This window comes from Streptomyces sp. GS7 (assembly GCF_009834125.1).
Classification (GTDB): Bacteria; Actinomycetota; Actinomycetes; order Streptomycetales; family Streptomycetaceae; genus Streptomyces.
In genome coordinates this window covers 7,955,908-7,967,572 of sequence record NZ_CP047146.1, presented here as the reverse complement: position 1 = coordinate 7,967,572, position 11,665 = coordinate 7,955,908, and the positions used below count along the sequence as shown (strand labels likewise).

At 72.6% G+C, this 11,665-nt stretch carries 13 protein-coding genes; 6 read left to right on the top strand and 7 right to left on the bottom strand.

Annotated elements, in window-relative coordinates:
* Positions 1-36 precede the first annotated feature (36 nt).
* Together GR130_RS34575 and GR130_RS34570 are read left to right on the top strand one after the other, a co-directional pair.
* On the top strand, positions 37-300 hold the full coding sequence (locus tag GR130_RS34575) for a hypothetical protein (RefSeq protein WP_159508352.1): 264 nt from the start codon (positions 37-39) through the stop codon (positions 298-300).
* Positions 297-683: a hypothetical protein gene (locus tag GR130_RS34570; protein WP_159508351.1), complete on the top strand. Its 387-nt coding sequence runs from the start codon at positions 297-299 to the stop codon at positions 681-683. The genes GR130_RS34575 and GR130_RS34570 overlap by 4 nt, the downstream gene beginning before the upstream one ends.
* 42 nt (positions 684-725) lie before the next feature.
* Here the strand turns inward: GR130_RS34570 and GR130_RS34565 are convergent, their stop codons facing one another.
* The 7 genes from GR130_RS34565 to GR130_RS34535 all read right to left on the bottom strand — a co-directional run bounded on the left by GR130_RS34565 (position 726) and on the right by GR130_RS34535 (position 6,857).
* Positions 726-1,337, bottom strand: a complete 612-nt coding sequence (locus GR130_RS34565; protein WP_159508350.1) for a nucleoside triphosphate pyrophosphatase — start codon at positions 1,335-1,337, stop codon at positions 726-728.
* A 61-nt stretch (positions 1,338-1,398) separates the two neighbouring features.
* Positions 1,399-1,908 (bottom strand): hypothetical protein, encoded by a 510-nt coding sequence (locus GR130_RS34560; RefSeq protein WP_159508349.1) that lies wholly within the window; start codon positions 1,906-1,908, stop codon positions 1,399-1,401.
* Positions 1,909-1,922: 14 nt separating this feature from the next.
* Positions 1,923-2,864, bottom strand: coding sequence for a tyrosine-protein phosphatase (locus GR130_RS34555; RefSeq protein ID WP_159508348.1), 942 nt, complete (start codon positions 2,862-2,864; stop codon positions 1,923-1,925).
* A gap of 279 nt (positions 2,865-3,143) precedes the next feature.
* A complete protein-coding gene (locus GR130_RS34550) occupies positions 3,144-4,628 on the bottom strand; it encodes a peptidoglycan D,D-transpeptidase FtsI family protein (RefSeq protein ID WP_159508347.1) in 1,485 nt (494 codons plus the stop codon).
* Positions 4,629-4,780: 152 nt separating this feature from the next.
* A complete protein-coding gene (gene mmpB / locus GR130_RS34545; protein WP_426794927.1) occupies positions 4,781-4,909 on the bottom strand; it encodes a morphogenic membrane protein MmpB in 129 nt (42 codons plus the stop codon).
* 110 nt (positions 4,910-5,019) lie between these two features.
* The gene (locus GR130_RS34540) at positions 5,020-5,232 is read right to left on the bottom strand and encodes an acyl-CoA carboxylase epsilon subunit (protein WP_159510402.1); all 213 of its coding nucleotides are present in this window, start codon (positions 5,230-5,232) and stop codon (positions 5,020-5,022) included.
* A 35-nt stretch (positions 5,233-5,267) separates the two neighbouring features.
* Positions 5,268-6,857 carry an acyl-CoA carboxylase subunit beta gene (locus GR130_RS34535; RefSeq protein ID WP_159508345.1) on the bottom strand — a complete coding sequence of 530 codons (1,590 nt, stop codon included), beginning with the start codon at positions 6,855-6,857 and terminating at the stop codon, positions 5,268-5,270.
* 131 nt (positions 6,858-6,988) lie between these two features.
* Between GR130_RS34535 and GR130_RS34530 the strand changes: the two genes are divergently transcribed.
* The 4 genes from GR130_RS34530 to GR130_RS34515 all read left to right on the top strand — a co-directional run bounded on the left by GR130_RS34530 (position 6,989) and on the right by GR130_RS34515 (position 11,616).
* A complete protein-coding gene (locus GR130_RS34530; protein ID WP_159508344.1) occupies positions 6,989-7,873 on the top strand; it encodes a biotin--[acetyl-CoA-carboxylase] ligase in 885 nt (294 codons plus the stop codon).
* 224 nt (positions 7,874-8,097) lie between these two features.
* A complete protein-coding gene (locus GR130_RS34525; protein WP_159508343.1) occupies positions 8,098-9,366 on the top strand; it encodes an adenylate/guanylate cyclase domain-containing protein in 1,269 nt (422 codons plus the stop codon).
* Positions 9,367-9,491: 125 nt separating this feature from the next.
* On the top strand, positions 9,492-10,286 hold the full coding sequence (locus GR130_RS34520) for an enoyl-CoA hydratase/isomerase family protein (protein WP_426794736.1): 795 nt from the start codon (positions 9,492-9,494) through the stop codon (positions 10,284-10,286).
* Between the two features lie 226 nt (positions 10,287-10,512).
* Positions 10,513-11,616: a GGDEF domain-containing protein gene (locus GR130_RS34515; RefSeq protein WP_159510400.1), complete on the top strand. Its 1,104-nt coding sequence runs from the start codon at positions 10,513-10,515 to the stop codon at positions 11,614-11,616.
* Positions 11,617-11,665 lie beyond the last annotated feature (49 nt).

Here is an 11,665-nt window from a genome sequence, read left to right as displayed (position 1 = left end):
CCGCACCCGCTGTATACATGGACGTATACTCCGGCCATGAGTGATGCGATGATTCGGGTGTCGGCCGAGGTGCGTGACCGTCTGGCGGTGATCGCGGAGTCCCGGGGAACGTCGATCCGTTCGTTGGTGCAGGAGTTCGCGGAGGAGACGCTGACGGAGGAGGAACGCCGGGAGCGGGCGGAGCGGACGCGTGCGTATCTGGCCGAGCACTTCGGTGTCGAGGTGAGCGACGAGGAGAGTGCGGCGATGGGCGCGCGGCTTCGCGCGGCGTTTGCGCAGCAGCAGGGCGCCGCCGCGTGATCCTGCACCATCTCGTTCTCGACACGCCGGCTCTCGCGGCGCTCGCGGGGAACAGGCAGGTGTCCGCGCTGATCCACCGGGCCCACGCGGAGGCGGACACCCGCTTATGGGTGCCGGTGCTCTCCGTTCTGGAGGCCGACCGGAAGCATCTGGGGATCGCCGAGCACGTCGGGCAGCTGGAGGTCGTCCACACCCTCGACCTGGACTACCCGGCGATGCTGTCGGTGGCTCAACTCCACCGCGACGGAGTGCCGCTGGGCATCGGTGCTGCCATCCATGCCGCCCGGAACCTTCCCGAGTGGGGTGCGGACGCGCTGGTCGCCACGGTCGAGCCGAAGGCGTACGAAGGGCGCGGGGTGCCCGTCTTCGACCTCAACCGCTGATCGGCCGTCACCTTGGGTGCCGACGCGCTCCCGGTACCCCGCTCAGGCCCACAGATCCGTGATCGCGATGTCCAGGTCGGCCAGCAGCTGGCGGAGCAGCGGCAGGGAGAGGCCGATGACGTTGCCGGGGTCGCCGTCGATGCCGTCGATGAAGGGGGCCGAGCGGCCGTCGAGGGTGAACGCGCCGGCCACGAAGAGGGGTTCGCCGCTGGCCACGTAGGCGGCGATCTCGGCGTCGCTGGGCTCGCCGAAGTGGACCGTGGTGGACGCGGTGGCAGAGACCCGGCGGTCGGCGGCGGTGTCGATCACGCAGTGGCCGGTCTGCAGGATGCCGGAACGGCCGCGCATGGACTTCCAGCGGGCGGTGGCGTCCTCGGCGTCCGCGGGCTTGCCGAGCGCCCGGCCGTCCAGCTCCAGGACCGAGTCGCAGCCGACGACCAGCGCGCCCGCGGCCTCCGGCCGGGCGGCGACCGCGGCGGCCTTGGCCTCGGCCAGGACGCGGGCCAGTTCGCCGGGCGTCGGGGCGCTGACCGCGTCCTCGTCGACGCCGCTTATGACGACCTCGGGTGCCAGTCCGGCCTGCCGGAGCAGGCCCAGACGGGCGGGGGACTGGGAGGCGAGGACAAGGCGGCGGGGGCGGGGCGCTTCGGTCATGCCCGCCATCGTACGGAGCGGGCGGCGGGCGCCGGTGCGGCCGGGGGTGTCCCGCGGTCGGTCAGGGGGTCGCGGCGCCCCTGCGGAGCCGGGCGATCCGCAGCGCGAGCCAGGCGAGGAGCGCGCCGATCGCGGCGCCCAGGGTGTTGTGGGCCCAGTCGGCGGGCCGGCAGTCCCGTACGGGGTCGAGGGCTTGGAGCAGTTCGACGCCCGCCCAGGTGGCGGAGACCAGGGGCGGGACGGCCAGCGCACGCCGGGTCGCCAGGACGCCGCAGAGCGCGGGCGGGATCCAGAGCAGGACGTTGACGAGCTGGTGGCCGGGGCCGGCGCCCAGGGTGCGGACGCCGGCGCCGTCCTCGACGACGCACTCGTGCAGCCGCCGCAGCACGCCGGGCGCGATCTGGTCGGGGAGGGTGATGGCGACGCACAGGCCGCCGGTGAGCAGCAGCAGGAGCGTGGGGACGGGGGTCCAGCCCCGGCGGCGGGCGAGCGGGCGCCAGGACAGCAGGGCCAGGGGGACGACCAGGACGCACAGCCCGGCCATGACGAGGGTGTGGGCGCGGGGGGACATCGGCTCGGGCCCCGCTAGGCGGTGACGAGACGCCGGCGGAGCTTCTGCTCGGTGGCCCGGTCCAGGCCGAGTCCCTTTCTCAGATAGCTGTCGAAGGTCCCGTACTTGGCCGTGACCTCGTTGAACGCGGCGTCGAGATAGCCGGCGCGGACGCCGAGCACCGGTTCCAGCAGCTGAGGGTCCTTGACCTTGCCGGCGGCCTGGAGCTGCGCCAGCTCGTGGTCGTTGGCGGCCTGGAGGTAGTGGTTGGAGGCCAGGTAGTCCTGGTCCACGGTGGCGCGCGGGACGCCCGCGGCGGTCAGCAGGAGGGCGCTCATCCAGCCGGTGCGGTCCTTGCCCTGGGTGCAGTGGTAGAGGACCGGCCCGGAGCCGTCGGCGATGTCCCGCACCGCCGCGCCGAACTCCCTGCTCGCGCCCGGATCGCTGACCAGCCAGGCGTAGTACGAGGTCATCAGCTGCCCGCCCCGGCCGTCGCCGAGCAGCTTCTGCTGGGCCGCGGGGCCGCCCTTGACGACCTCGCCCATGGTCCTGGCCATGTCGCTGTCGGGGTTGTAGACGGGGAGCGCGGTGCGCCGGACGCCGGCGGGGATCCTGTCCTGGGCGGTGGCGACCTCGACGGGGGAGCGGAAGTCGAGGTCCTGGGTGATGTGGTCCGCGGTGAGCGTCTGCTGTTCGGCGGGGGTGAGGGCGTTGAGGGCGTCGGCGCGGTAGACGACGCCGCTGCGTATCTCGTGTCCGTCGGTGGTCCGGTAGCCGCCCAGGTCGCGGGCGTTGGGGGCGTCGCGCAGGCCCATGGAGCGGGGGGCGGGGGCGGGGCCGCCGGCCGCCGCGGTCGGGGTGTGGTGGGCGGGGCGGGAGCGGCAGGCGACCGCGCCGGTGGCGAGCAGCGCGATACCGGCCGCCGCCGCTGTCAGCCGGGTCGCGGTGCGCCTCGGAGGCTTATTAATGCTGACCATTAGGCGAATGTAGAGGCGGCGGCCGCGAATTGTCGATGAGCGCCCGCAAAACCACAGCGAACGCACAGGGACCGGAGAGGGGCGGAAAGGGTCTCGGAGGGGGCCGGAAAGGGGAAAGGGCGGCCCGGCGCCTTTCCGGCCGGTGCCGCCGTTTTCGGATCCTTCCGGTCCTCTCCCGTCCCCTCCGGCCTCTTCCGGCCCCTATCCGTCCCGCGATCCTCCCGCTCCGCCACATGTCGCGTACGGAGCCTTACTCCGCACCGCCGTCCCGGCCGGCGGTCACTTCTTCAGCACCGCCTCCATCACCGACTTCGCGATCGGGCCGCCCAGCTTTCCGCCGGCGATCTCCTCGCGCGGGATGTCCATGTTCTTCGGGTCGACGAAGACGGCGACCGCCACCGGGGAGGTGCCGTCGGCCTGCTTGGCGTACGAGACGAACCAGGCGTACGGGCGCTCGTCGTTGACGTTCACGCCGTGCTGCGCGGTGCCGGTCTTGCCGCCGACCGTCACGCCGTCGATCTTCGCCTTCGAGGCGGTGCCGTCCGAGACGGTGTACTCCATCATTTCCTGCACCTTCTTCGCGGTGCCCTCGGAAACCGCCTGCGGGGACTTCGGATTCAGCGGCGCCGGGTCGAACTTCTCGATCGTGGACAGATCCGGGCCGCGCAGCTCCTCGACCATGAACGGCTTCATCACCTTGCCGTTGTTGGCGATTCCGGCGGCGACCATCGCCATCTGGAGCGGGGTGCTGGTGAGGTCGCCCTGGCCCATACCGGTCAGCGCGGTCTTCGGCTGGTCGAGCTTGGCGGGGTAACCGCTCTTCGCGGAACGGACGGGGACGAACTGCTCCGCGTTGAAGCCGAACTTCTCCGCCGTCTCGCGCATCTTGTCCGTCCCGAGCTTGTGCGCGGCGTCCAGGAAGACGTTGTTGCAGGACCACTGCATACCGGTCTTCATCGACGCCTTGTCGCAGGGCGCCCCCGCGACGTCGTTCCCGACCTGGGTGCGGGTCTGCGGGAGGGTGTAGGGGGCGGGGGCGCCGGAGGAGGCGTTGATGTCGGTGACCGTGCCGTGCTCCAGGGCCGCGGCGGCGGTGAGGATCTTGAAGGTCGAGCCGGGCGGGTAGATCTCGCGCAGCGCGCGGTTGTTCATCGGCTTGCCCGCGTCGTCGTCGAGCGCCTCGAACTTCTTGCCCTCCGCGGTGGTCTGCCCGGCGAAGGCCGACGGGTCGTACGACGGCGTGCTGGCCATCGCCAGGATCCTGCCGGTGCGCGGGTCGAGGGCGACCACCGCACCGGTGGCCTTCAGATCGGTCAGCCCCTTGTACGCCGCCTGCTGCGCCTTCGCGTCGATGGTGGTGAGGACATCGCCGCCGCGCGGCTTCTCGCCGGTCAGCATCCCCCGCGCCCGGTTGAAGAAGAGCCGGTCGTCCTTGCCGTTGAGCACCTTCTTGTAGACGCCCTCCAGCATGGTCTCGCCCGCCGCCTGCCTGGCGTACCCGGTGACCGGGGCGTACATCGCGCCGTCGGTGTAGGTGCGCTTGTACTTGAAGTCGCCGCTGGTCTCCGCGGACCCTGTGATCGGCTGGCCGCCCACGATGATGTTGCCGAGCGGATACGAGTACGCCTCGATCTTGACCCGCCGGTTGTTGTCGTCGTTCGCCAGCTTGTCGGCCTGGACGAACTGGACCCAGGTCACCCGGACCAGCAGGGCGAGCACCAGCACCCCGGAGAAGACGGCTATGTGTCTGAGCGGCCTGTTCATCGATCTCCCCACTAGCCGGCGGCCGGCCGGTCGCCGCGCGGCCGCACGCCCGAATTGCGCTATCAGGAGAGAAAGATGCGAATTCGGCGGCTGCGGTTGCAGAAGGGAGAAATGGGGCGCTGTCGGATCCGGGGGCGGCGGGCGTGCGGCGGTCACCTCACCAGGAGCACCAGCGTCCCCACCATGACCGCCGTGGCCAGCACGAAGCCCAGCCGACGGAGCTTCGCCTGCGCTTCGCGCAGCTCCTCGGAGGGTTCATCGGGCGGATCGGACCACAGCATGACTTCGATCTTCGCGTCCGACACGGCGGCGGCGCCTGAGTACGCGTACTCAGGCGCCGCACCGCGAAGGACTAGTCAGTGCACGATGCACCGACCGGATCCCGCCAATGTCAGCGTGGCCAGAAACTGGTCCGCCAGGCCCCCGGCCCCGGGTGCGGCAGCCGCGAGCGCGCCGGGACCGTCGCCGCCGGATCCGCCCACTCCGAACGCCGCTCCGGCCTGCCCGGCGCGACTGCCGCGGCGGCGGCCGCGCGGGCCTGAACCACCGCCAGTGCGGCGGCCAGCTCCTCGGGTGTGGGATTGCCCCGTACGACCTTGATCATCGTCAACCGACCTCCTACGGCGGACTACAGCCGGACTACAGCGGGATGTTGCCGTGCTTCTTCGGCGGCAGCGCCTCGCGCTTGTTGCGCAGCGTGCGCAGCCCGCGGACGATGTGCCGGCGCGTCTCGGACGGCATGATCACCGCGTCGACATAGCCCCGCTCGGCCGCGACGTAGGGGTTCAGCAGGGTGTCCTCGTACTCCTGGATCAGCTCCTGGCGGCGGGACTCCTGCTGCTCCGGGTCCTCGATCGCGGCGAGCGTGCGGCGGTGCAGGATGTTGACCGCGCCCTGGGCGCCCATGACCGCGATCTGCGCCGTCGGCCAGGCCAGGTTCAGGTCCGCGCCCAGGTGCTTGGACCCCATGACGTCGTACGCGCCGCCGAACGCCTTGCGGGTGATGACGGTGATCAGCGGGACCGTCGCCTCCGCGTACGCGTAGATCAGCTTGGCGCCGCGCCGGATGATCCCGTCGTACTCCTGGTCCGTGCCCGGCAGGAAGCCCGGCACGTCGACGAACGTCAGCACCGGGACGTTGAACGCGTCGCAGGTGCGCACGAACCGCGCGGCCTTCTCGCTCGCGTTGATGTCCAGGCAGCCGGCGAACTGCATCGGCTGGTTGGCCACGATGCCCACCGAGTGGCCCTCGACGCGCCCGAACCCGGTGATGATGTTCGGCGCGAACAGCGCCTGGGTCTCCAGGAATTCGTTGTCGTCCAGGATGTGCTCGATCGCGGTGTGCATGTCGTACGGCTGGTTGGCCGAGTCCGGGATCAGCACGTCCAGCTCGCGGTCCGCGTCCGTCACCGCCAGGTCCGCCTCCTCCGGGAATGCCGGCGGCTCGGAGAGGTTGTTGGACGGCAGGTACGACAGCAGCCCCTTGACGTACTCGATGGCGTCCTTCTCGTCGCCCGCCATGTGGTGCGCCACGCCCGACGTGGTGTTGTGCGTCCGGGCGCCGCCCAGCTCCTCGAAGCCGACGTCCTCGCCCGTCACGGTCTTGATGACGTCCGGTCCCGTGATGAACATGTGCGACGTCTGGTCGACCATCACCGTGAAGTCCGTGATGGCCGGCGAGTACACCGCGCCGCCCGCGCACGGGCCCACGATCAGCGAGATCTGCGGCACCACGCCCGACGCGTGCACGTTGCGCCGGAAGATCTCCGCGAACAGGCCGAGGGCGACCACGCCCTCCTGGATGCGGGCCCCGCCGCCGTCGTTGATCCCGATGACCGGGCAGCCGTTCTTCAGCGCGAAGTCCATCACCTTGACGATCTTCTCGCCGTAGACCTCGCCCAGCGAACCGCCGAAGATCGTGAAGTCCTGCGAGTACACGCACACCGGCCGGCCGTCGACGGTTCCGTACCCCGTGACGACCCCGTCCCCGTACGGGCGGTTCTTCTCGATGCCGAAATTCGTCGACCGGTGCCGGGCGAACTCGTCGAGCTCGACGAACGAGCCCTCGTCCAGGAGCAGCTCGATGCGCTCACGCGCCGTCAACTTCCCCTTGGCGTGCTGCTTTTCGACCGCGCGGGCGGAACCGGCGTTCGTGGCTTCGTCGACCCGCCGCTGCAGATCCGCCAATTTGCCCGCGGTGGTGTGGATGTTTGCTTCCGGCTCGGACATCGGGATGCGGCTCCTGCTCGTCCTGGACTGGCACTCGTACGGAGGGTGGTACGGGTGTGGCTACCGACTCGTAGCGTATCGGCGGGACTGCTCTGCGGCACTGCGTCGTTGACCACACCTAGGCTGGCCCCATGACGCCTCAACCACCGGAAAACCGGGACAAAGACGCCGGCCGCTGGAGCGATCTGGACCGCCCGCCGCTGAACGCCGCCGCGCTGCGCCGGGCCCTCCTGCGCCCCGGCTCGCTCTGGTCCTCACTGGACGTCGTCCCCGTGACGGGCTCGACCAACACCGACCTGGCGGCGCGGGCCGGCAGCCTCACCGAGGGCGCCGTCCTGATCGCCGAGGAGCAGTCCGCCGGCCGCGGCCGCCTCGACCGCCGCTGGTCGGCGCCGCCCCGCTCCGGCCTCTTCTTCTCCGTCTACCTCACACCCCGCGTCCCGCAGGACCGCTGGGGCTGGCTGCCGCTGCTGACCGGCGTGGCCACCGCCTCGGCGGTCGCCCGCTCCGCCGGTGTCGACACCGTCCTCAAGTGGCCCAACGACCTGCTGGTCACGGTCGACGACACCGAGCGCAAGATCGGCGGCATCCTCGCCGAACGGGCCGCCGACGGCGTGGTCGTCGGCATCGGCCTCAACGTCTCGCTCACCGCCGAGGAACTCCCCGTTCCCACCGCCGGCTCGCTCGCCCTGGCCGGTGCCCGCAACACCGACCGGGACCCGCTGCTGCGGGCCGTCCTCCGCTCCCTGGAGCACTGGTACGGCGCATGGCAGGAGGCGAACGGCGACCCCGGCGCCAGCCGCGTCCAGGAGGCGTACGCCGCCGGCTGCGCCACCCTCGGCCGCTCCGTGCGCGCTGAGCTGCCCGGCGACGAGACCATCCAGGGCGAGGCCGTGGCCCTCGACGCGGACGGCCGCCTCGTCCTGGCCACCGCGGACGGCGTCCAACGGCCGGTGGCCGCCGGCGACATCATCCACCTGCGGCCCACCAGCGGGGACGGCTACTCCGCGCCGTGACGCGCCGCGGCGGACGGCGCGGCGCCCGCCCGTTGTGGCCGACGGCGGCCGGCGCCGCGCGGTTCCCTTCCGGCGCACGCCCAACACGTACGCGTCAGGGGAGCGCAGCGACCACGTGAGGCAGAGCACACCTGCCGTATCGTGGGGGCGGTCCGTCAGGGAACGGATCATGGGCGAGCAGTGATCGGAAGGGCAGTGCGCAGGGATCGGACAGGGAGCGGCCGGTGACCGGCGACGACGCGGGGGCCACCCCGCGCGACGCGGACACCGGGGGCGATGCGGTGGCCGTGCCCACCGGCGACCCGGCAAGTGACCCCGCGGGGACCGGAACGGACCCGGTGGGGACCGAGGGCGACGGCGGCACCGCCACCGAAGGCGGCACCGGCGACGCCGACGACACCGGCAACGACGGCGACAACGGCAACGACGGCGACGACAGCAACAACAGCAACAACATCGCCGTCAAGCTCGAACAACTCATCCTCGGCGCCGACCGCCGCTACACGCCGTTCCAGGCGGCCCGCAGCGCCGGCGTCTCCATGGACCTCGCGGCCCGCTTCTGGCGGGCGATGGGCTTCGCCGACATCGGCCAGGTCAAGGCGCTCACCGAGGCCGACGTGCTGGCCCTGCGCCGGCTGGCGGGTCTCGTCGAGGCGGGCCTGCTGAGCGAGGCGATGGCCGTCCAGGTCGCCCGGTCCACCGGCCAGACCACCGCCCGGCTCGCCGACTGGCAGATCGACTCCTTCCTGGAGGGGCTCACCGAGCCGCAGGACTCCGGGCTGACCCGTACGGAGATCACCTATCCGCTGGTCGAGCTGCTGCTCCCGGAGCTGGAGGAGTTCCTCGTCTACGTCTGGCGGCGGCAGCTCGCGGCGGCCACCGGCCGGGTCGTCCAGGCCCAGGACGACGCGGAGATGGTGGACCGGCGGCTCGCCGTCGGCTTCGCCGACCTGGTCGGCTTCACCCGGCTGACCCGGCGGCTGGAGGAGGAGGAACTGGGCGAGCTGGTCGAGGCGTTCGAGACCACCGCCGCCGACCTGGTCGCCGCGCACGGCGGGCGGCTCATCAAGACGCTCGGCGACGAGGTGCTGTTCGCGGCCGACGACGCGGGCGTCGCGGCGGAGATCGGGCTGCGGCTGATCGAGACCATGACCCACGACGAGACGATGCCCGAACTGCGCGTCGGCATCGCGTTCGGCACGGTCACGACCCGGATGGGCGATGTCTTCGGCACCACCGTCAATCTGGCCAGCCGGCTCACCTCGATAGCGCCGAAGGACACCGTCCTGGTCGACGAGGCGTTCGCGGAGGAGCTGGGGCGCACGGGCGAGGCGCCGGTCTCCGAGGCGGACGCCGCGGCGGCGGAGAAGGCGGCCCAGGAGGGCACCGGCAGCCCGCCGCCCCCGTACCGCTTCGCGCTCCAGCCGATGTGGCAGCGCCCGGTGCGCGGTCTGGGCGTCGTGGAGCCGTGGCTGCTGACCCGGCGGGGCTGAGGGGCGCTCCGGCCGTTCGCCGGCGGCCCCTGCCGTAACGGGCGCCGGGATGACATCATCGCCGTCGGATCGTGTCAACGATCGTTAACCGGACGCGGTCGTGCCATCGGATGCGGGAGGGCTGTATGCAGCGGTACGGGGCGGATGAATGGGTCGGCGTCGAGCGCCACGGCTTCGTGGCGGAGCTGGTGATGGACCGGCCGAAGGCGATGAACGCGGTGTCCACGGCCATGGCGGAGGCGCTGGCCGAGGCGTGCGCCGCGCTGGCCGCCGACCCGTCCGTACGGGCGGTGGTGCTCAGCTCCACCCATGAGCGGGCGTTCTGTGTGGGCGCCGACCTCAAGGAGCGCAACTCCTTCACGGACGCGGACCTGATGCGCCAGCGCCCGCGCACCCGCGCCGCCTACACGGGCGTACTGGAACTGCCGATGCCCACCATCGCCGCCGTCCACGGCTTCGCGCTCGGCGGCGGCTACGAGCTGGCGCTGGCCTGCGACCTGATCGTCGCGGACGGCACGGCGGTGGTCGGACTGCCGGAGGTGTCGGTGGGCGTCATCCCGGGCGGCGGGGGCACGCAGCTGCTGCCGCGCCGGGTGGGTGCGGCACGCGCCGCCGAGCTGGTGTTCACCGCCCGGCGGGTGCCGGCGGCCGAGGCGGCCGGGCTGGGGCTGGTCGACCAGCTCGTGGCGGACGGCGAGGACCGGGCCGAGGCGCTGGCGCTGGCGGGCCGGATCGCCCGCAACTCGCCGGTGGGGCTGCGCGCGGCGAAGCGCGCCCTGCGGCTCGGGCACGGGCTGGATCTGCGGACCGGGCTGGATCTTGAGGACGGCGCCTGGCGGAGCGTGGCGTTCTCGGGCGACCGGGCGGAGGGCGTCGCGGCCTTCAACGAGAAGCGGGAGCCGGACTGGCCCGGGGAGTGAGGCCGGCGCCCGACCCGCCGGGCGGGCCCTGGGGCGCCGCCGGGGGCTCGGCGGTCCGGCGGTCGCCCCTGAGAGTGTCGGTTCTCCGCCGGAAGGGGCGAATCGGGCCAATCATTCCTACGCTGTAGTACAGAGCGTGCTCACGGTGACGGAATGCGAGGATCCGGTGACGGGCGAGGGCGAGGGCGATGCGAGGCTGCGGGCCGTGGTGGAGCTGGCCCAGGCGATGGCCGCCGTGCACACGCCGTGCGACTCGGCGCGGGCGGCGGCGCAGGGGGCGCGCCAGGCTCTGGGTGGCTCCTTCGCGGCGATCTCGCAGTGGGAGCGTGAGCTGGGGCAGCTCCGGGTGCTGGCCAATGTCGGCGAACTCGCCCCGGGGGAGACGGAGTTCCCGGACGACGAGACGTATCCGGTGCACGAGTTCCCGGAGATCGTCGGCTTTCTGCACGAGCAGTGGGCGGGCGGCGGCGAGCCCAACGCCTGGGTGGAGGTGGCCGAGGGCGAGCCCGGCGGCGTGCCGCCCGCGGAGGGCCGCTACAACCACCAGAGGGTGGCCGCGCTGCGCCGCCGCGGCCGGGGCTGCTGCGTGGTGGCGCCGATCGTGCTGCACGGCCGGGCGTGGGGCGAGCTGTATGTGGCGCGGCGGGCCGGGGAGCCGGTGTTCCGGCGGGCGGACGCCGACTTCGCGACCGTGCTCGCCGCGGTCACGGCCGCGGGCATCGCGCAGACCGAACGCCTGGCGGAGGCCCGGCTGCTGGCCTTCACCGACGCGCTGACCGGCCTCGCCAACCGCCGGGCCGTCGACATGCGGCTGGACGAGGCGCTGGAGCTGCACCGCGCGGAGGGGGCGGTGGTCAGCCTGGTGGTGTGCGACCTGAACGGGCTGAAGCGGGTGAACGACTCGCGCGGCCATGCGGTCGGCGACCGACTGCTGGAGCGCTTCGGTTCGGTGCTGTCGCTGTGCGGGGCGATGCTGCCGGGCACCCTCGCGGCGCGGCTCGGCGGGGACGAGTTCTGTCTGCTGGCGGTCGGGCCGCGGTCCGACGAGGTGGTCAAGGTGGCCGGTGAACTGTGCGACCGGGCAGGTGAGTTGGACCTGGGCGAGGGGGTCGCGGTGGGGGTCGCCTCGACCGGCGACCCGATCGGCGCGGTGCCCAGCGCGCGCCGGCTCTTCCGGCTCGCGGACGCCGCGCAGTACCGGGCCAAGGCGGCGAAGTCGGGGGAGCCGGTGGTGGCCGGGCGGCACGGCGGGGCGGACGACCCGGTCGTACGGCTGGCGGACTCGCCGGAGCCGCCGCCGGGGCCGGAGCGCCGGCGGTTCCGGAGATGAGCTGCCGGGGCGCGGCGGCGGAGGGGTGTCCCGGGGGCGGTGATCGGTA